Source organism: Kitasatospora misakiensis, from assembly GCF_042656005.1.
Taxonomy (GTDB): domain Bacteria; phylum Actinomycetota; class Actinomycetes; order Streptomycetales; family Streptomycetaceae; genus Kitasatospora; species Kitasatospora misakiensis.
Genome location: NZ_JBHSOF010000020.1, coordinates 106,419 through 125,412, shown reverse-complemented (window position 1 = coordinate 125,412; position 18,994 = coordinate 106,419). Strand labels below are relative to the sequence as shown.

The window sequence follows — 18,994 nt, the reverse complement described above, 5'->3', positions numbered from 1 at the left end:
TAGAGCAGCTGACTCTTAATCAGCGGGTCCGGGGTTCGAGTCCCTGGCGGCGCACAGACAACCGGAAGGCCCCTCGCGCGAGCGGGGGGCCTTCCGGCGTTTCCAGGCCGGGCGGGCGGGCAACGGCGCTGGGCCGCCGCCCGCCGGAGCGGACGACGGCCCGGGACAACAGCCGGGACCACGGGCCTCAGCGGCCCCGCAGCTCCCGGTAGCGGGCCACCAGCGCGGCCGTGGAGCTGTCCAGCTGCTCCGTGCCCTCACCGGTCAGCAGCACCGGCTCGATCCGCTTGGCGAGCACCTTGCCCAGCTCGACGCCCCACTGGTCGAAGGAGTCGATGTTCCAGATCGCGCCCTGCACGAACACCTTGTGCTCGTAGAGGGCGACCAGCTGGCCGAGCACCGAGGGGGTCAGCGCGGCGGCCAGGACGGTGGTGGTCGGGTGGTTGCCCCGGAAGGTCTTGTGCGGGACCAGCTCGGCCGGCACGCCCTCCGCCGCGACCTCCTCCGGCGTCTTGCCGAAGGCCAGCGCCTGGGTCTGGGCGAAGAAGTTGGCGAGCAGCAGGTCGTGCTGGGCGACCAGGCCGGGCAGCAGGTCGGCGACCGGCTCGGCGAAGCCGATGAAGTCCGCCGGGATGACCTTGGTGCCCTGGTGCAGCAGCTGGTAGTAGGCGTGCTGGCCGTTGGTGCCGGGGGTGCCCCAGACCACCGGGCCGGTCTGCCAGCTCACCGCGTTCCCGTCGCGGTCCACCGACTTGCCGTTGGACTCCATGTCCAGTTGCTGGAGGTAGGCGGTGAACTTGGACAGGTAGTGCGAGTACGGCAGCACGGCGTGCGCCTGGGCGTCGAAGAAGGCGCCGTACCAGACCCCGAGCAGGCCGAGCAGCAGCGGGACGTTCTCCTCCGGCGGGGCGGTGCGGAAGTGCTCGTCGACCAGGTGGAAGCCGTCGAGCATCTCGCGGAAGGCGTCCGGGCCGATGGCGATCATCAGCGAGAGGCCGATCGCCGAGTCGTAGGAGTAGCGGCCGCCGACCCAGTCCCAGAACTCGAACATGTTGGCGGTGTCGATGCCGAAGTCGGCGACGCCCTCGGCGTTGGTGGAGAGCGCGACGAAGTGCTTGGCGACCGCGTCGGTGTCCGCGCGCAGCTCGGTGAGCAGCCAGTCCCGGGCGGAGACGGCGTTGGTGATCGTCTCGATGGTGGTGAAGGTCTTGGACGCGACGATGAAGAGCGTCTCGGCGGCGTCGAGGTCGCGGACGGCCTCGTGCAGGTCGGCGCCGTCCACGTTGGAGACGAAGCGGACGTCGAGGTCCCGCTGGGTGAAGGAGCGGAGCACCTCGTAGGCCATCGCGGGGCCCAGGTCGGAGCCGCCGATGCCGATGTTGACGATGGTGCGGATCCGCTTGCCGGTGTGGCCGCGCCACCCGCCGCTACGGACCTGCTCGGCGAAGGCGGCCATCTTGTCGAGCACGGCGTGCACGCCGGGGACGACGTTCTCGCCGTCGACCTCGACGACGGCGCCGCGCGGGGCGCGCAGCGCGGTGTGCAGGACCGCCCGGCCCTCGGTGGTGTTGATCTTCTCGCCGCGGAACATCGCGTCCCGCAGGTCGGCGACGCCGGTGGCCTCGGCCAGCTCGCGCAGCAGCGCCAGGGTCTCGTCGGTGACGAGCTGCTTGGCGAAGTCCACGTGCAGGTCGCCGACCTGAAGGGTGTAGCGGCGGCCGCGCTCCGGGTCGGCGGCGAACAGCTCGCGCAGGTGCGTGTCGCCGAACTCCTCCCGGTGCTTGGCGAGGGCGGCCCACTGCGGGGTGCGGTCCAGCGGCGTGCGGGCGTCGGCGCGGGTCTCCGACATCGGTGGCTCCTCGTTTCGTCGGGTTGCGGTTACCGGCAGGGCCAGGCGGGAGGGTTTCGCGAGGTCGTGCGGGTACCGGGGGTGCGCCGACTCCGTTGACGGCCTCGCCCGGGGCCACCCTATGCAACGCCGGGCGCCCCGGCGCACATTCCGTTCGTCGGCGTCCGGTCGGGGTTCGCGCTGTTCGGACGCGCGTGGCGGGGTGTCCGTCCGGGCGTCACGGCCCGTCCGCCCGACCCGCCGCGCGGTCGCCCGGACGGACGGATCGTCACTTCCGTTCGGACCGCAGGTCGAGTCCGCGCAGCACCCGGTCGACGAGTTCCGGGTCGGCGCCGGGCTCGGCGCGGGCGACCAGCATCTCGCGCCGGGAGGCGGCGATCATCTCCTGTTCGACGCTGTGCGCCGCGCGCCACTGGGAGAGCCGCTGCTTCGCCTCGACGGCCTCCTCCTCGGCGTAGTTCTCGGGGCAGAGCCGGGCCAGCCGGTCGTGCTGACGGTCCCGCAGCCGGTCGGCGACCTCGGCGGGCAGCTTGTCCGCCTCCTCCAGTTCGCCGAGCCGGCGCAGCCCGGCCTTGGCGGCCCGCCACCAGAGCAGCCGGACCTCCTGCTCGTGCCGGTCGTGGTCGAGGTCTAGGTGGAGCCGCTTGGCCGTCCAGGGCAGGGTGAGGCCCTGGACCAGCAGGGTGAAGAGCACCACGCTGAAGGCGATGAAGACCAGCCGGCCGCGCTCCGGGAAGGCCCTGCCGGAGTCGACGGTGAGCGGGATCGCGAGGGCCAGGGCGACGGTGGCGACCCCGCGCATCCCGGACCACCAGAGCACCACGCTCTCCTGCCAGCTGATCGGGGTGTCCTCCTCGGAGTCGGCCCGCAGCCGCCGGGAGAGCCAGCCGGCCGGGAGCAGCCAGAGCAGCCGGACCGCGACGACGACGGCGATCACCACGGCGGCGTCGCCGAGCATGCCGGTCCAGCCGGCGCCCGCCTCCTTGAGGACGGTGGCCAGTTCCAGGCCGATCAGGCCGAAGGCGAAGCCGGTGATCAGGATCTCGACGATCTCCCAGAAGGCGTTGCCGACCAGCCGGTAGGCGACGGCGTCCGCGTCGGCGGCCCGTTCGGCGAGGTAGAGGCCGCAGACGACGACGGCGAGCACGCCGGAGCCGTGGATCTCCTCGGCCAGGCTGTAGGCGGCGAAGGGCACCAGCAGGTTGAGCGCGACCTGCTGGGTGGGGTCCTCCAGGTAGGCGGCCAGCTTGGTGTTGGCCCAGCCGAGGGCGACGCCGATGACCACCGCGAGGACGGCCGAGAGGACGAAGCGCAGCACGGCGCCGCCGCCGGAGAAGTCGCCGCCGACCACCGCCTCGATGGCCAGCGAGTAGACGACGATCGCGGTGACGTCGTTGAACAGGCCCTCGCTCTCCAGGATGGCGACCAGCCGGCGGGGGAGCCCGACACTGCCGGCCACCGCGACGGCGGCCACCGGGTCGGGCGGGGAGACCAGGGCGCCGAGCGCGATGGCGGCGGCGAGCGGGAGGCCGGGCAGCAGCCAGTGCACGGTGCCGGCGACGACGGCGGTGGTGACCACGACCAGGGCGACGGCGAGCAGCAGGATGGAGCGGATGTTGGCCTTGAAGTAGCGGACCGAGGAGCGCCGGGCGACGGCGAAGATCAGCGGTGGCAGGACCAGCGGCAGGATCAGCTCGGGTTCGATCGCGATGTCGGGGATCTGCGGGATCAGCGCCATGGCGATGCCGAGCAGGGTCATCAGGACGGGCTGCGGCACGCCGGTCCGGCGGGCGAGCGGCATGGTCACCACGGAGGCGAGCAGCACCAGGAAGAGCAGGGGCAGCTGGCCCACGGGGAGGTCCTCTCGGTGGCGGGGGGTGTCGAACACGGATGCGGTCCCGGGCATGGCCCGGGCCGCCGTCGAGGATAAATCTGACAATGATCTCAACTTGGACGACACGCCGGGGAGAGCTTGACCTCAACCGCGCTTCAAGTCCGAGGATCGAGGCGCCGCGCGGCCGAGCCGCGGCCGCCCCGGCCGAACGGGGCACGGCACGGCACGGCACGGCACGGCAGGGCGCGACACGACGCGGCAGGACGTGACAGCACGTGACAGGAGTCCCGGCATGAAGGCAGTGACCGTCCCGCGGTTCGGCGGACCCGAGGTGCTCCGGGTGACCGCCGTGCCCGACCCCTCCCCCGACCCGGGCCAGGTGCGGGTCCGGGTCTACGCCGCCGGGGTGCAGCCGGTCGACCTCGCGATCCGGGAGGGCCGGGCGCCGCTCGGCATGGAACTCACCCCCGGGCTGATCCCCGGCAACGAGTTCGCCGGGGTGGTCGACGCCGTCGGCGCGGGCGTCCACGACTGGGCGGTGGGCGACGAGGTGCTGGGCTTCCGGCTGCTCGGCTGCGCCGCCGAACTGGTCGTGGCCGACGCGACCCAGCTGGTGCGCAAGCCCGCCGGGATGCCCTGGGAGCACGCCGGGGCGCTGTCGGCCTCCGGGCAGACCGCGCACCTCGCGCTCAGCACGCTGAAGGTCGGCGCGGGCGACACCGTGCTCGTCCACGGCGCCACCGGCGGGGTCGGCACGGTCGCCGTCCAGCTGGCCCTGGCCTGGGGCGCCACGGTGATCGGCACCGCGAGCGCGCGCAACCACGACCACCTCCGGGAGCTCGGCGCGATCCCGGTCGGCTACGGCGAGGGGCTGGTCGAGCGGGTCCGGGCGGTGGCCCCGCAGGGGGTGGACGCGGCTTTCGACGCGGCCGGGCGCGGAGCCCTGGAGGCCTCCGTCGAGCTGGTCGCCGACCGGAGCCGGATCGGCACCGTGGTCGACTACGCGGCGGCCGGGCGGCTGGGCGCCGTGGGGATCCGGGGGCAGCGGACGGCGGCCCGGCTGGCCGGGCTGGTCGCCCTCTGGGAGGCGGGCGGGCTGCGGATGGAGATCGCCGAGGCCTTCCCGCTGGAGCGGGCGGCCGACGCCCACCGGCTGGTCGGCACCGGACACGTCCGCGGGAAGGTCGTCCTGGTCCCCTGACGGGCGCCTCGGCCCGGACCGGGGGCGCTCCGGGCCGATTGTGTGTTTCGGCCGCTGACCAGGTAATGTTCTTCCCGTCAGCAGGCGCCGCTAGCTCAGTTGGTTAGAGCAGCTGACTCTTAATCAGCGGGTCCGGGGTTCGAGTCCCTGGCGGCGCACAGACAACCGGAAGGCCCCTCGCGCGAGCGGGGGGCCTTCTGGCGTTTCCGGGCCGGCCCCGCCGTGGAAGGCCGGGGCGGGCCGGTCGCGCTCAGTGCGGGATCGCGGCGATCAGCTCGGAGGCGCCCTGCCGCTTGAGGGCGAGGGCGGTCGCGGTGCCGAGGTCCTCCGGGCTCAGCGAACCCGCCCACTCGTGGGCGTCCAGGATCTGCTTGCCGTCCGGGGAGAAGACCCGGCCGCGCAGCGAGAGGCGGCCGTCCGCCTCGGCCCTGGCGTACCCCGCGATCGGCGAGTTGCAGTGCCCCTGGAGCACGTGCAGGAACATCCGCTCGGCGCTCGCCTCCCGCCACGTCTCGTGGTCGCCGAGGGTGGTGACCACGTCGATGGTGGCGGTGTCCTCGGCGCGGCACTGCAGGGCGAGGATCCCGGCGCCGATCGGCGGGCACATCACCTCGACCGGCAGCACCTCGCTGATCCGCGCGGTCTCGCCGATCCGCTCCAGCCCGGAGAGCGCGAGCAGCAGGGCGTCCGCCTCCCCCGCCGCGAGCTTGGCCAGCCGGCTGTTGGCGTTGCCCCGCATCGGCACGCACTCCAGGTGCGGGTGGGAGGCGGCGAGCTGGGCCCGCCGGCGGACCGAGGAGGTGCCGATCCGGGTGCCAGGCGGCAGCGCGTCCAGGGTCAGGCCGCCCGGGTGGACCAGCGCGTCCCGGATGTCGTCGCGGCGCAGATGGGCGGCGAACACGGTGCCGGCCGGCAGCGGACGGTCGGCCGGCACGTCCTTGAGGCAGTGCACGGCGAGGTCCGCCTCGCCGGCGAGCAGCGCGGCGTCCACCTCCTTGGTGAACGCGCCCTTGCCGCCGAGCCGGGCGAGGTCGCCCATCCAGCGGTCACCGGAGGTGGTCACCGGCACCACCTCGGTACGCACCCCCGGGTGCAGGACTGCCAGCTCGGCCCTGACCCGCTCCACCTGGGCGAGCGCCATGGGCGAGGAGCGGGAGACGATGCGGATCAACTCTGCGGTGGCCATGGCTGGATGATAGGTCGTCAGGACGCGCACCCGGGCATCGGGCCACCCGCCCGGCGGGCCCACCGGGCCGGGGACCGGTGTCGGCCGTGCTCCGGCGCGGGGCCTGCTTCAGGCCTGCTCCGGTGTGGCGGCCAGGTGGGCCGAGACGCGGCCGAGCAACTCGATCAGCCGGTCCCGCTCCTCGGGGTTGAAGCCGTCGGCGATCCGGCGCTCGACGGCGACGGCCTCCGCGTCGGCCAGTGCGAGCAGTCGGCGGCCCTCGTCGGTGAGGTGCACCTCGGTCACCTTGCGGTGCCAGGGATGCGGCCGGCGGGTGACCAGTTCCTTGGCCTCCAGGTTGGCGAGCACGGTGGCGACGGTCTGCGGGGTGACCAGGCAGGCGCGGGCGAGCGCGGCCGCGGAGAGTCCCGGCCGGTCGTCGAGCGTGTACAGCGCGACGTACTGCGGGACCGTCAGCCCGAGCGGCCGGAGCGCCGCGTGCTTGGCGGCCATCAGCTCCTGCTCCACCCGTTTGATGTGCAGCCCGAGGCGTTCCGTGACCGGCATCTCCATGCGCGCCATCGTACGCCGACGGATCGAACCCTGATGAATGACAGAGTTCTGCTACATGACAGAGCTCTGCTATCTTGATGCCCGTCACCTGGTCCCGCACCCCTCTCGGAGGCACTCCTTGGTCCGCACCGAACCGGTCCGCACCGAACCACTCGACCGCATCGTCGCGGGGACCGGCCCGGGCCTGGTCCTGCTCCACGGCACCGGCGCCGACGCGGCCGCGAACTGGGGACCCCTCGTCGACGCCGTGCGCGACCGCTACACCGTCGTCGCCCCCAACCTGCCCGGCGCCGGCGCCACCCCGGTCGACCTCGCGCCGATCGACCTCGACGCCCTCGCCGACCGGGTCGTCGCCACCGCCCGGAGCGCCGGACTGGAACGGTTCCACCTGGTCGGCCACTCGTTGGGCGCGGTCGTCGCCACCGCCGTGGCCGCCCGGCACCCGGCCGCCGTGACCTCGCTCGTCCTGCACGCCGGGTGGGTCAGGAGCACCCCGCGCGAGGCGTTCATGTTCGACCTGTGGGCGCGACTGCTGCGCACCGACCCGGCGCTGCTGGCCCGGCAGCTGATCCTCACCGCGATGGGGCCCGGCCTCCTCGGCAGCCTGGACGACGCGGGGTTCGCCGAGCTGGCCGCCGGGTTCACGGCCATGCTCGACGACCGCATCCTCGGGCAGTTGGAGCTCGACGCCCGGGTCGACCTGCGGGACGCCGTGGGCCGGGTCGTCGCTCCCGCGCTGGTGCTGGCGAGCGCGGACGACCAGGTCGTCCCGCCCCACCACCAGCGCGAGCTCGCCGGGGCCGTGAGCGGGGCCGAGTACCTGGAGGTCCCCGGCGGCCACGGCCTGCCGTTCGAGGACCCGGCGCGCTTCTTCGCGATCGTCACCGAGTACGTGGACCGGCAGCAGGCCCGGGCGCGGGGCTGAAGGCCGGTCAGGGTGTGGGGCCGGGGCGGCGGCGGGCCGGGAAGCCGTGGGTGCGGGCGGCCAGGACGACGGCGAGGACGGCCAGCAGCAGGAGCAGCACGGCCCACGGGAAGGAGTCGGCGCCGAGCCCGTCCAGCAGCAGACCGCCGGCCACGCCCCCGCCGGCCATCGCCGCGTTCCACAGGGTGACCGTGGACCGCTGAGCGGCGGGTCCATGTCACCCACCGCCGCCCAGCGGTCGTTCCGGGCCGTCCTCCGGTTGCCGGGCGTGACCCCCCGTCGAAGCATGGAAGGGTGACGTCACCCGGCTACCTCCGCCACCCCCACCTGCGCGGGGGCCTGCTGGCCTTCACCGCCGAGGACGACGTCTGGATCGCCCCGCTCGACACCGCCGACGCCGGCACCGGCCGGGCCTGGCGGATCAGCTGCGACCGGACCAGGGTCAGCCACCCCCGGCTCTCCCCCGACGGCCGCGCCCTCGCCTGGACCGGCTGGCAGAGCCTCGCCCCCGAGATCTGGACCGCCCCCGTCGACGGCGGCGAGGCCCACCGGCTCAGCCACTGGGGCAGCCAGGACACCCGGCTGCGCGGCTGGCTGCCGGACGGCGAACTGCTCGCCGTCACCTCCTACCACGAGCCCTTCGGCCACTACACCTGGGCGCACGCCCTGCCCGCCGACGGCAGCCCGGCCCGCCGGATGCCCTGGGGACCGGTCGGCGACGCCCAGGTCGGCCCCGCCCACACCGTGCTGCTCACCGGCGCCGCCCCGCACGAGCCCGCCGCCTGGAAGCGCTACCGGGGCGGCGCCACCGGCCGGCTCTGGGTGGACGGCCAACAGATCCTCCCGGACCTCCCCGGCCACCTCGCCTCCCCCATGCCGGTCAGCACCCCCGGCGGCGAGCGGATCGCCTTCCTCTCCGACCACGAGGGCATCGGCAACCTCTACTCCTGCCGCCCCGACGGCACCGACCTGCGCCGGCACACCGACCACGCCTCCTACTACGCCCGTGAGGCCGCCACCGACGGCACCCGGATCGTCTACCAGCACGCCGGCGACCTGTGGCTGCTGGACGGCCTGGACGCCCCCGCCCCGCACCGGCTGCGCGTCCCGCTCGGCGGCGCCCGGGCCGGCCGCCGGCCCTACCAGGTGAGCGCCGCCTCGCACGTCAAGGACCTCGCCTGCGACCGCACCGGCCGGGCCGGGGTGATCACCGTCCGCGGCAGCCAGTACTGGCTCACCCACCGCGAGGGCCCGGCCCGGGCGCTCGCCGACACCCCCGGCGTCCGCACCCGGCTGCCCGTCGTGCTCGGCGGCACCGGCGAGGCCGCCTGGATCACCGACGCCGAGGGCGAGGACGCCGTCGAGATCGTGCCGCTGCCCGGCCACGAGCACGCCCCCGCGCGGCACGGCCACCGGGTGCTCGCCGCCGGGCGGCTCGGCCGCGTCCTGGAGCTCACCGCCGCCCCCGACGGCGCCCACCTCGCGGTCACCTCCTCCGACGGGCGGCTGCTGCTGCTCACCGCCGCCGACGGCACCGTCCGGGAGGTCGCCTCCTCCGGCCACGGACCGGTCACCAGCGCCCGCTTCTCCCCCGACTCGCGGTGGATCGCCTGGTCCCAGCCGGCCGCCGGCCGCTCACTGCGGCGCATCCGGCTCACCCGCACCGACGCCGCCGCCCCCGTCGTCGACGTCACCGACGGCCGGTTCGAGGACGAGCAGCCCGCCTTCACCCGGGACGGCCGCTACCTGGCCTTCCTCTCCTGGCGCGGCTTCGACCCGGTGCACGACGTGCACACCGGCGACCTCTCCTTCCCGCTCGGCTGCCGCCCCTACCTCGTCCCGCTCGCCGCCGACACGCCGTCCCCGTTCGCCGCGCCCGACGAGGACACCGCCCCGCACGGCGACGGCGGCGGTGACGGCACCGTCCACGTCGACCCCGAAGGCATCGGCGAGCGGCTGATCCAGTTCCCCGTCCTGGCCGGCAAGTACTCCGCCACCGACGCCGTCCGCGGCGGCCTGGTCTGGCTGCGCTGGCCGATCTCCGGCACCCTCGGGCAGACCTTCACCAATCCCGAGGACACCTCCGGCCGCCCCTCCCTGGAGTACTTCGACCTGGCCCGCGGCAGCCGCTCCACCCTCGCCGACCGGCTCGACGGCTACGCGGTCTCCGGCGACGGCGGCTCGGTCGCCGTCTACTCGGCCGGCACCCTGCGGATCGTCCCGGTCACCGCGCCCTCCGCCGCCACCACGGTCGACCTGCGGCGGATCACCCACACCGTGCGGCCCGCCGACGAATGGCGCCAGGCCTACGCGGAGGCCGCGCGGGTCGTCCGGGACCAGTTCTGGGACGCCGGGATGTCCGGGCTGGACTGGCCCGCCCTGGTCGCCCAGTACGAGCCGCTGCTGGACCGGATCGCCGGCCCCGACGACTTCGCCGACCTGCTGCGCGAACTCCTCGGCGAACTCGGCACCTCGCACGCCTACGTCACCCCGTCCCGGCGCGGCGAGGGGCCCGCCCTCGCCCAGCAGCCGCTCGGCCTGCTCGGCGCCAACGCCCACCGCTCCCCCGACGGGCGCTGGCTGGTCGACCGCATCCTGGCCGGCGAGTCCTCCGACCCGCGTGCCCGCGCCCCGCTCGCCACCCACGGCGTGCACGACGGCGACGAACTGCTCGCCGTCGCCGGACGGCCGGTCGACCCGCTGCTCGGGCCGCTGCCGCTGCTCGCCGGCACCGGCGGGACGAGCGTCGAACTCACCCTGCGCCGGGGCGGTCCGGACGGCGCCGTCCGCCGGATCACCGTCACCCCGCTCACCGACGAGCGGCCCATCCGCTACCAGCACTGGGTGGTCAAACGGCGCGCCCTGGTCCGGGAGTTCAGCGACGGCCGGTGCGGGTATCTGCACATCCCGGACCTCGGCGGCTCCGGCTGGGCGCAGTTCAACCGGGACGTGCGGCGGGAGATGGACAAACCGGCGCTCGTCCTCGACGTCCGCGGCAACGCCGGCGGCAACGTCTCCGAACTCGTCCTGGAGAAGCTCACCCGCCGCGTGCTGGCCTGGGACTTCAGCCGCGGCCGGGAGCCCGTGCGGTGGCCGCGCGACGCGCCGCGCGGGCCGGTGGTCGCCCTCGCCGACGAGGCCACCAGCTCGGACGGGGACGTCATCATCGCCGCCATCCGGCTACTCGGGCTCGGCCCGGTGGTCGGCAACCGCACCTGGGGCGGGGTGGTCGGGATGACCGGACGGCACCTGCTCGGCGACGGGACGCAGATCTCGGTGCCGAAGAACGCCTCGTGGTTCACCGGCGGGCTCGGCTGGTCGGTGGAGAACCGGGGCGTCGAGCCGGACGTGCACGTGCTCCGGACCCCCCGGGACTGGGCCGCGGGCCGGTACCCGGAGCTGCTCACGGCGGTACGGCTGGCGCTGGAGCTGCTGGAGGACGCGCCGGCCGCGGTGCCGCCGCCGGCGGACACCCCGCGGCCGGACCTGCGCCGGCCGCCGCTGCCACCCCGGGAGGGGTGAGCGGCGGCCGGCGCAGGTCCGGCCGGGTGCGGTCAGCCCCAGTTGCGGTCAGCCCCAGGGGTCGCCCTCGGCGGTCATGTCCTGGCGGGCCCGCTCCTCCGCCTCCCGCTCACCGATCGCGGCGGCCTCACGGGCCTCACGGGCCTTCTCCGCCTCCGTACCGAACGCGTCGGCGGCCTCGTCGTGGGCGAGCGCGGCCCGCTGCGCGGCGTCCGTCATCGCGGTGCTGTCCTGCTCAGCACCCCCGCCGAGCGAGGACCTGGCCTCCTCGGCGGAGTGCTGCGCCTTGTGGCGGAACCTGTCGAAGATGCCCATGACTCCTCCTCCGGGCGAATTCCGGCTTGCCCCCACTCTCACACCGCGATGCCACGCCCGCACCCGCTGGCACTGAGCCCTTGGTCCCTGGCGATCGCATCTGGCGGGGCCCACCGTCACCGAACGACCGGGAGCTGAACATCGGTGCGCACCCCACCGCCATTTGAACGCGTTCAAATGATGTGTCACAGTGATCCCGACGATCGACCGTGGGGGGATTCCATGCAGATGACACGTCTGGCGGCCGGGGCCGCATCCGTCGTGCTGGCCGTCGCCGCACTGGCCGGCTGTGCCGGCCGGCCCGGCGACGGCACGGCCGCGACCTCCGGGCCGACGGCGCCCGCCACCGGTGCGGCCGGTGAACTCGCGGCGGCGGCCGAGGTGATGGGCAGGGCCGGCAACAGCCGGATCCGGTTCGGCGTGGCGGCCGAGGGCCTGTCGACCACCGCGACCGGGTACGCGCGGTGGAACGGGCGCCCCGCCCTCCAGTACGCCGACGGCAAGGGGCGCATCACCCGCTTCGTCGGGGGCGCCCTCTACTTCTCCTTCGCGGCCGAAGCGACCGGCGGGGCCGGCGGGGCCGAGGACTGGAGCGTCATGCTCCCGGACGAGAACGGTCCGACGCCGGTGCACCTCTCGACGCTCGCGACCGAACGGGTCGCCGACCCGGCGGCGGAGCTGCGCCGGGCCGCCGCCCGCGGCAACGTCACCGAACGCGGAACGGAGGACGTGGCCGGCGCCCCGGCCAAGCGCTTCCACAGCTCGGTGCCGCTCGTGCGGCGGAGCGGATCGGCCGGGCACGGCCTCCTCGACGGGCTCGCCGACTTCATGCCGCCGCCCGGTGCGACCTGCACGGCCGACTTCTGGATCAACGAGCGGCACGAACTCGTCCGGCTCACGCTCTCCCTCGCCTCCGGCCCGGACCGGCAGGACATCGCGGCCGAGTACAGCGAGCCGGGCAGCGCCCCGGAGATCACCGTGCCGGCCTCCGCGACCCCGATGCTCTGAGCGGCTCCCGGTCCAACGCCGCTCGCGGCTCAGTCGTCCTGCACCGTGATGCCCAGGGCCTGGGCGAACTGGGGGGCCAGTTCGAGGAGTTGGGTGGAGCTGAGCAGGGCGCCGCGCAGGCCCTGGTGGCCGTCGGGGAGGTCGAGGCGGACGGCGCCGCGCAGGTCGACCCCGGTCAGGGTGGCGCCGCGCAGGTGGACCTCCTCCAGGGTGGAGCCGGGGAACGAGACATTGGTGAGCCGGGCTTCGGCGAAGTCGACGTCGCGCAGCAGGCAGTCCTCGAAGACGACGTCGCGCAGCACGGCGGCGCGCAGGTTGACCGCCTCCAGCTTGCAGCCGCGCAGGACCACCCGGCGCAGCGCCGAGCCGTGCGCGGCGATGCCGGCCAGCACGCCGCCGGTGACGGCGCTGTCCTGCCACTCGCTGTCGACGAGGTCGCACGCCACCCAGCGGCCGGCCTGCACCCAGGCCTCGTTGAACCGGGCCTTGCGGAGCTTGACGCCGCTCAGGGCGACGCCGGTGAGGGCGCACTCCAGGAAGGTCGCGCCGACGGCCGACTGGTCGGTGTACTCGCCGCCGTCGAAGTGCACGGTGTCGTAGCGCTCGTCGGCGCGCAGCGGCCCGCGGTGCGGGAGCAGGTGGTCGGCGTACGGCAGGTCTTCCAGGCGGTCGGGGACGCGCTGGGGCATGGCGAAGGCACCTCGCGATCGGCGGCGGACAGCTCCTCGTCCGCATGCTCGCACGGGGCACTGACAACTCCGGGGCGCACGACCGGTCCGGGACGCTGCGGCCGGCCCGGAGGCGGGTGCGGCACGAGCGGGCGCGGCGGTGACACGGTGGGGCGCGCACCGCCGGCCCTGCTCGGGGACGCCGCAATGGGCGGGCACGCACGCGGGGCGGCCCGGTCGCCGGAGTTCCGACGACCGGGCCGTCCACTGCGGTGCGGGAGGATCAGCCGGCCAGGCCGTTCCGCCAGAGGGTGTTGACGCGGCTGCGCTCGGTGCTGTTCGGGTTCGGGTTGGTGCAGGAGGTGCCGGGGCCGCCGCCGGACATCAGCTCGCTGCACGGGCCCGAGTAGTGGTCGGGCAGGCCCAGCACGTGGCCGGTCTCGTGCGCGACGACGCGCAGCGAGCTGTACTGACGGTTCTGCGCGTAGTCCAGGAAGATGTACCCGCCGCCGTGCCCGTCGGTGCTCGCGTACGAGCCCCGCGAGTCGTTGCCCTCGTAGTAGCGGAAGTCGGCGGCCGAACCGGACCGCAGCTGCACGTTGGTGACCGAGCTGTTCCAGATCTGCGCGCTCTGGGATATCTGGGTGCGGAAGGTGGGCGCGCTGCTGGCGTCGTAGGTCACCGTCACGGCCAGCAGGAACGGGTTGGCGGCCTGCTTGGCCCGCGCGGACTTCATGACGGCGTCGTAGAACGCCTGGTTGTTGGCGTCCTCGGTGGCCGAGCCGGCGAAGGCGGTGGCGGACGGCGTGTAGCCCTGGGCCGGCGCGGCGACGGCGGTGGTCGGCAGGACGGCCAGACCGGCGGCGAGCGCCAGGCCGACGGCGGCGGAAAACGTGCGAGAGACACGGTTCATGTGGGGGCTCCCGTTCACGGAAGGAGGAGTGGGGGTGGTGCGGTGGTGCGGGGTGGTTCAGCTGAGGGTGGTGCGGGGGGAGGCGCGTCCGACCGGCCGGAGGGGGATGTCCGGGCGGCGCGCGTCGAGGGGCCACCCGCCGGGGAGCGGGCGCGCCGCGGACGGTGGGGGCCGGACCGCGGGCATCGGATGAATGCTTGCTGCCCACAGAGCTTCGGACAGGCCGGCGGCCCGGCGGATGATGTCAACCGGCGATAGCTCGAACCAATCACCCGCACCGCCCGGAGATCCGCCCGGAGGTCGCCACAAGATCCGCCCGGACGACCTCGCAGCGGCGCCCCGGCCGACCCGACAGCCTGTCATGTCCCTGGCGTCATCCCGTTTTGGCCGTTACGCTCCCCCTGTGGAGCTCGACGTGAGACACCTGCGGGTGCTGTGCGCGATCGCCGACACCGGAAGCCTCCGCAAGGCCGCGCTGCAGCTCGGCATGACCCAGCCGTCACTCACCACCCAGCTGCACCGCATCGAACGGGCCGTCGGCGGCACGCTGTTCGCCCGGGAGCAGACCGGAAGCCGGCCCACCGCGCTCGGCCACTCGGTGCTGTCCAGGGCCAGGCCGGTGATCGCCGAAATGGCCGCGCTGGTCGCCGCCGCGCGTCAGGAGGCCCGGGAGGCCGCCGGCGGCGAGCGGGCCCGCCGGCTGCGCATCGGCAGCGTCGGCAGCCGGACGGTGGCCGCGTGGTTGCGCCGGGTGCACGAGCGGCTGCCGGAGACCGACACCACGATCCAGATCGACATCTCGGCCAACGCCCTGCTCCGGATGATCGCCGCCGACCAACTGGACGTCGCCTTCGTGCACGAGAGCGAGGGCTTCCCGCTGCGGCTGCCGCCGGACGCCGAGCACCGGGTGCTGCTCGCCCGCGAGCCGCAGTTCGTCGCGCTCGCGGCCGGCCATCCGGCGGCCGCCCGGCCGGTGGTCCGGCTGGCCGAACTCGCCGAGGACACCTGGATGGTGGACCCGACGGCCGACCACGAGTACGCCGCGATGCGCCTGGTGTTCCGGGCCGCCGGGCTCGACCCGCGGGTGGTCCAGGTCCGGGACAACGCCACCGCCGCCGAACTGGTCGCCTCGGGCGAGGCGGTCCGCCCCTGCCAGCCGACCTCCCTGCCCGGACCGGGCACCGTCGTACGGCGACTGCACGGCGACCCGCTGACCGTACGGCTCCTGCTGGTCTGGCGGCCGCGCGCGCTCGGCCCGTCGGCCCGGGAGGCGCTGTACGAGGAACTGCGGGCGGCCTACCTGGACCTCGCCCAGGCCAGCCCGCCGTACCGGGCCTGGCTGGCCGGGCACGGCGAGGTCCTCCGCGGCCTGCTGGGGCCCCCGTCGCTCGACCCGCTCCGCGCGAACGGGCCGAACGGGCCGAACGGGCTGCCGGGTGGACCGCCCGGGCCCGCCGCCGAAGCGGCCGAGGAGCACCCCCGCGACGGGCAGCCGCGGGAGCCCTCGCCCTCGGAGCCCCAGCCCCCGGAGCCCCCGCCGCAGCGCCGTCCGGCCGTGCTCGCTCAGCGCTCCCTGGCGTGCAGCAGCACCCCGACCGCGACCGTGGCCGCCGTCACCAGGCCCGCGGCCAGGACCCCGGATTCGCCCGCCGCCGTGCAGGCGAGCACCGCCACCGAGCCCGCCGGCAGCAGCACCTGAGCGGCGCCGGTCTTCGCGTGCCGGGCGTGCAGCGCCCAGACGGTGATCAGATAGAGCGCGGTCGGCACGGTCACCGTCGCGGTGGCGGCCGTCGCGGACACGTGCGCCTCGTGCACGGCCGATTCGACCGCCACCTCCAGCCCCGAGCCGATCGCCGCCGCCGAGCCGAACACCAGGTAGTGGCCGTACCCCCAGAGGAAGGCCTGCCGGTTGGAGCGCAGGTGGTCGTGGACCGGCCGGGCGAAGTAGATCCACCAGGCCGAGAAGCAGATCAGCAGACCGCCGGCCGCGACCGGCAGCAGCCGGACGAGCCCCTCGTGCTCGTCCACCGCGGACTGCACCGCCACGGTCGCCGCCGCCACCGTCTCGCCGAGCACGATCAGCGTGAACAGGCCGTACCGCTCGGCGATGTGGTGCGGGTGCCAGGTGGTCTGCATCCGCAGCTCGGCGACCACCGGCACGGACAGCTCGGCCAGGATGCCGATCGGGATCACCACCGCCCGGACGTCGTGCGGCAGCGCCAGCACCACGCCCCAGCCGATCTGGCAGAGCGTGATCCCGGCCGCGTAGCGCAGCGCCACACCGCGCGCCGGCCCCTCCTCGGCGGCCGCCGCGCGCAGCCACTGGGTGACCATGGCCAGCCGCATCACCACGTAGCCGACCACCGACAGCAGGATGTCCTGGTCGGCGAAGAGCCGCGGCACTCCGGCCGCGAGGATGAGCACACCGGCGATCTGGACCAGGGTGGTGACCCGGTACGGGACGTCGTCGCAGTCGTAGGCGGAGGCGAACCAGGTGAAATTCATCCAGGCCCACCAGATGGCGAAGAAAGCGAAGAGGTAGCCGGTCAGGCCGTCGCCCCAGTGGCCTTCCGCGAGGTCGTGGGCCAGCTCCCGGCCGGCCTGGCCGACGGCGACCACGAAGCAGAGGTCGAAGAAGAGTTCCAGCGGCGTGGCGACCCGGTGCGGCTCGTCCCGGCTGCGCGGGACCATCCGGCGCACCGGGCGCGGATCGACGTGGTGCGGACCCGCGTGGTGCGGGTGGGGTGCTGCGGCGGATTCGCTGCTCATCGACGGGTCTCCGGGCTCCGGACGGGGGGCTGTACCCGCCGCATCCTGGCAGCGCGCCGGGCGCCGCGCACGCACCGCCGCCCGGTCCGGTGCGGTCGGCGGGGCGCGCCGATCGCCCGGAACAGCCGATGTGCCCTGGCGTCAGCGACAGTTGACGCCAGGGTGCGCGAACCGGGTGACAGCACCGCGGGTTTCCGGGCGCGCCCCGCGCGGGAGGGCGTGGCGGCCCGGACGGCCCCGCTAGATTCGTCCCCGGTTCGAAGCGAGCGGGGTCCGGGGACGGGCCCCACGACAGGGGCGATCTGCGGGCATCGCGGAAGGTCAAGGCAGGTGGCGGGACAGCGGGGGCGGCAGCGCCGATGCCCCTGTGTCCGCGCCACCGGCCTCGTGATCACCGCGCTGCTCGCCAGCGCCTGTCGGGCGCTCGTCCCGCCGACGGCAGTCGCCGCCCCGGCTCCGCCGGCTCCTACTTCTCCCAGCCGACCTTGGCGTAGTCCGTGCTCGCCAGACCGAAGGCGCCGTAGTTGGCGAGCCCCTTGCGGGCCGCCACCACGGTCGGCCGCTGGTACAGCTCGAAGGTGTGGCCGAGCTCCCAGATCCTGGCGTCCGCCTGGTTGTAGAGCTTCGCCGCCTCCACCGGGTCGATCGTGCCGGCCGCCTTCTTCAGCAGCCCGTCGATCTCCTCGCTGCCCAGCTTGGAGTAGTTGCCGAACACGTTGTCGCCCTGCGGCAGACGGAAGTTGGTCAGGCTGCTGGAGAGCGGGAACGAGTCGGTGTTGCGCCAGCTGGCGATGTCCCACTTGCCCGGGTTGACGTACTTGGTGAAGAAGTCGTTGGCCGCGACCTTGTCGACCTCCACCTTGACGCCGACCGCCAGCCACATCGCCTGGGCGGCGGTGGCGAGGTCGACCTGGGCCTGCGGGGTGGACTCGTTGAGCACCCAGTGCAGGGTCAGCGGCCGGCCGTCCTTGGTGCGCGGCTGGCCGCTGCCGGCCTCCTTCCAGCCCGCCCCGTCCAGCAGCTGCTTCGCCGCCGCCACGTCGAACTTGGCCCACTCGCCGGAGTTGTCCTGGTAGCCGGTCTGGTTGGGCATGAAGATGTGGTTGCCGAGCGGCTTGAACTCGACCGGCACACCGTTGTTGGCGATCTTGATCAGCGCGTTGCGGTCCAGGGCCCTGCCGAGCGCCTGCCGCACCTTCACGTCCTCCAGCGCGCCGCCGCCGCCGAAGGAGATGTGCACCTCGTCCCACGGGCTGGCCGACCGGATCACCGTGTCCTTGGCATCCTTGAGCTGCCCGTACGCGGTGGCGGTGCCGGCCGTGGCGTAGTCGATCTCGTTGTTGAGGAAGGCCTGGGTGGTCGCCGACTGCGACATCACCCGGAAGACGATCCGCTCCGCCTTGGGCTTGGCGCCCCACCAGTTCGGGTCCGGGACCAGCGTGAGGGTCTGCGCGGTCTTGTCGGCCGTGCCGATCTTCAGCGGACCGGCGGTGATCGGGATCTTCTCCACCCAGGCCTTGTTGAAGTCGTCGGCGGTGGCGATCCCGGCGGCCGGGATCAGCGGACGGAACAGGTTCTGCCAGTCGGCGTACGGCTCGGAGAAGGTCACCTTGACCTCGGCCGGGTCGGCGCCCTGCTCGACGGCGGAGATCAGCTCGTAGCCGGCCGAGTCGGCGATGTTGTAGCCGTCCTTCTTGCCGTTGGTCGCCTCCCAGTCGGCCTTGAAGTCGAGGTAGCTGAGCGGCTTGCCGTCCGACCACTTGGCCTTCGGGTTCAGCTTGTAGGTGATCACCTGCGGCGAGGTCGAGGTGACCTTGGCGTCCACCAGGTAGTCGGCGACCGGCTTGAAGGTGCCGGCCTCGTCGGTGGTGAAGAGGTTCGGCTCCACGGCCCGCATGATCTCGACCGCGTCACCGTACCGGCCGTCCACCTGGAACGGGTTCCACTGGGTGATCCACTGGTAGAGCGGGAACCGGACCTCGCCGCCGTCGCGGATCTGGTCCAGCGGCTTGGCGTTGATGTCGATGGACCCCTGCCCCGGCGCCTCGCTCTTGACCGCGGTGTCCGCCGAGCCGCCGCCACCGGAGCTGCACGCGGTGGCCGCGAGGGCGACGGCGAGAGCGAGTACGGCGGCGCGGCCGAGGCGGCGCGCGGGCATGGCGGAAGCGTCCATGAGGGTCCCCCAGTGAGGTCCGGCGAGTGGTGAGAGTTGGGCGTCGCGAGGTGTGGCGAGGCTTGAGCATGGGCAGCCA

At 74.2% G+C, this 18,994-nt stretch carries 13 protein-coding genes, 1 tRNA gene and 2 pseudogenes; 6 read left to right on the top strand and 10 right to left on the bottom strand.

The features are described from left to right. Positions 1-187 precede the first annotated feature (187 nt). Both pgi and ACFP3U_RS17640 read right to left on the bottom strand, forming a co-directional pair. Positions 188-1,849 (bottom strand): glucose-6-phosphate isomerase, encoded by a 1,662-nt coding sequence (pgi, locus tag ACFP3U_RS17645; RefSeq protein WP_380226483.1) that lies wholly within the window; start codon positions 1,847-1,849, stop codon positions 188-190. Between the two features lie 268 nt (positions 1,850-2,117). Next, entirely contained in the window at positions 2,118-3,701 is a 1,584-nt protein-coding gene (locus ACFP3U_RS17640; RefSeq protein WP_380226482.1) for a Na+/H+ antiporter, read from the bottom strand. A gap of 274 nt (positions 3,702-3,975) precedes the next feature. On the opposite strand from ACFP3U_RS17640, the gene ACFP3U_RS17635 reads away from it, so the two are divergent. Together ACFP3U_RS17635 and ACFP3U_RS17630 are read left to right on the top strand one after the other, a co-directional pair. Continuing rightward, the gene (locus ACFP3U_RS17635; RefSeq protein ID WP_380226481.1) at positions 3,976-4,884 is read left to right on the top strand and encodes an NADP-dependent oxidoreductase; all 909 of its coding nucleotides are present in this window, start codon (positions 3,976-3,978) and stop codon (positions 4,882-4,884) included. Positions 4,885-4,968: 84 nt separating this feature from the next. Further along, positions 4,969-5,042: transfer RNA gene (locus ACFP3U_RS17630), tRNA-Lys, on the top strand. Between the two features lie 92 nt (positions 5,043-5,134). Here ACFP3U_RS17630 and hemC read toward each other — a convergent pair. Beyond that, positions 5,135-6,070 carry a hydroxymethylbilane synthase gene (gene hemC, locus ACFP3U_RS17625; RefSeq protein ID WP_380226480.1) on the bottom strand — a complete coding sequence of 312 codons (936 nt, stop codon included), beginning with the start codon at positions 6,068-6,070 and terminating at the stop codon, positions 5,135-5,137. Positions 6,071-6,178: 108 nt separating this feature from the next. Further along, positions 6,179-6,622 (bottom strand): MarR family winged helix-turn-helix transcriptional regulator, encoded by a 444-nt coding sequence (locus tag ACFP3U_RS17620; protein WP_380226479.1) that lies wholly within the window; start codon positions 6,620-6,622, stop codon positions 6,179-6,181. 118 nt (positions 6,623-6,740) lie between these two features. Between ACFP3U_RS17620 and ACFP3U_RS17615 the strand changes: the two genes are divergently transcribed. Continuing rightward, positions 6,741-7,547: an alpha/beta fold hydrolase gene (locus ACFP3U_RS17615; protein WP_380226478.1), complete on the top strand. Its 807-nt coding sequence runs from the start codon at positions 6,741-6,743 to the stop codon at positions 7,545-7,547. A 7-nt stretch (positions 7,548-7,554) separates the two neighbouring features. On the opposite strand, the pseudogene ACFP3U_RS17610 reads toward ACFP3U_RS17615, so the two are convergent. Continuing rightward, positions 7,555-7,755, bottom strand: a pseudogene (locus ACFP3U_RS17610) (MFS transporter); the annotation flags it as partial. Positions 7,756-7,841: 86 nt separating this feature from the next. Between ACFP3U_RS17610 and ACFP3U_RS17605 the strand changes: the two are divergent. Beyond that, complete coding sequence (locus ACFP3U_RS17605) at positions 7,842-11,069, top strand: S41 family peptidase (RefSeq protein WP_380226477.1); 3,228 nt, start codon at positions 7,842-7,844, stop codon at positions 11,067-11,069. Between the two features lie 48 nt (positions 11,070-11,117). On the opposite strand, the gene ACFP3U_RS17600 is transcribed toward ACFP3U_RS17605, so the two are convergent. Beyond that, the gene (locus tag ACFP3U_RS17600) at positions 11,118-11,384 is read right to left on the bottom strand and encodes a hypothetical protein (protein WP_380226476.1); all 267 of its coding nucleotides are present in this window, start codon (positions 11,382-11,384) and stop codon (positions 11,118-11,120) included. Between the two features lie 222 nt (positions 11,385-11,606). Here ACFP3U_RS17600 and ACFP3U_RS17595 point away from each other — a divergent pair, with 222 nt between their 5' ends. Then, positions 11,607-12,392, top strand: a complete 786-nt coding sequence (locus tag ACFP3U_RS17595; RefSeq protein WP_380226475.1) for an SCO4651 family lipoprotein — start codon at positions 11,607-11,609, stop codon at positions 12,390-12,392. Positions 12,393-12,421: 29 nt separating this feature from the next. Here the strand turns inward: ACFP3U_RS17595 and ACFP3U_RS17590 are convergent, their stop codons facing one another. Both ACFP3U_RS17590 and snpA read right to left on the bottom strand, forming a co-directional pair. Next, the gene (locus ACFP3U_RS17590) at positions 12,422-13,081 is read right to left on the bottom strand and encodes a pentapeptide repeat-containing protein (RefSeq protein ID WP_380226474.1); all 660 of its coding nucleotides are present in this window, start codon (positions 13,079-13,081) and stop codon (positions 12,422-12,424) included. Positions 13,082-13,343: 262 nt separating this feature from the next. After that, positions 13,344-13,973, bottom strand: a complete 630-nt coding sequence (gene snpA / locus ACFP3U_RS17585) for a snapalysin (RefSeq protein WP_380226473.1) — start codon at positions 13,971-13,973, stop codon at positions 13,344-13,346. Positions 13,974-14,166: 193 nt separating this feature from the next. Here snpA and ACFP3U_RS17580 point away from each other — a divergent pair. Further along, a pseudogene (locus ACFP3U_RS17580) lies at positions 14,167-15,210 on the top strand (LysR family transcriptional regulator); the annotation flags it as partial. Positions 15,211-15,536: 326 nt separating this feature from the next. Here the strand turns inward: ACFP3U_RS17580 and ACFP3U_RS17575 are convergent. Together ACFP3U_RS17575 and ACFP3U_RS17570 are read right to left on the bottom strand one after the other, a co-directional pair. Then, entirely contained in the window at positions 15,537-16,742 is a 1,206-nt protein-coding gene (locus ACFP3U_RS17575) for a low temperature requirement protein A (protein WP_380226472.1), read from the bottom strand. 466 nt (positions 16,743-17,208) lie between these two features. Beyond that, on the bottom strand, positions 17,209-18,900 hold the full coding sequence (locus tag ACFP3U_RS17570) for an ABC transporter family substrate-binding protein (protein ID WP_380226471.1): 1,692 nt from the start codon (positions 18,898-18,900) through the stop codon (positions 17,209-17,211). Between the last annotated feature and the right edge of the window lie 94 nt (positions 18,901-18,994).

Excerpts from the sequence above, each read along its gene's own strand:
- ACFP3U_RS17590 (WP_380226474.1), bottom strand. The coding sequence starts at position 13,081 with ATGCCCCAGCGCGTCCCCGACCGCCTGGAAGACCTGCCGTACGCCGAC.
- ACFP3U_RS17595 (WP_380226475.1), top strand. The coding sequence starts at position 11,607 with ATGCAGATGACACGTCTGGCGGCCGGGGCCGCATCCGTCGTGCTGGCC.
- ACFP3U_RS17635 (WP_380226481.1), top strand. The coding sequence starts at position 3,976 with ATGAAGGCAGTGACCGTCCCGCGGTTCGGCGGACCCGAGGTGCTCCGG.
- snpA (WP_380226473.1), bottom strand. The coding sequence starts at position 13,973 with ATGAACCGTGTCTCTCGCACGTTTTCCGCCGCCGTCGGCCTGGCGCTC.
- ACFP3U_RS17620 (WP_380226479.1), bottom strand. The coding sequence starts at position 6,622 with ATGGAGATGCCGGTCACGGAACGCCTCGGGCTGCACATCAAACGGGTG.
- ACFP3U_RS17600 (WP_380226476.1), bottom strand. The coding sequence starts at position 11,384 with ATGGGCATCTTCGACAGGTTCCGCCACAAGGCGCAGCACTCCGCCGAG.
- ACFP3U_RS17575 (WP_380226472.1), bottom strand. The coding sequence starts at position 16,742 with ATGAGCAGCGAATCCGCCGCAGCACCCCACCCGCACCACGCGGGTCCG.
- hemC (WP_380226480.1), bottom strand. The coding sequence starts at position 6,070 with ATGGCCACCGCAGAGTTGATCCGCATCGTCTCCCGCTCCTCGCCCATG.
- pgi (WP_380226483.1), bottom strand. The coding sequence starts at position 1,849 with ATGTCGGAGACCCGCGCCGACGCCCGCACGCCGCTGGACCGCACCCCG.
- ACFP3U_RS17570 (WP_380226471.1), bottom strand. The coding sequence starts at position 18,900 with ATGCCCGCGCGCCGCCTCGGCCGCGCCGCCGTACTCGCTCTCGCCGTC.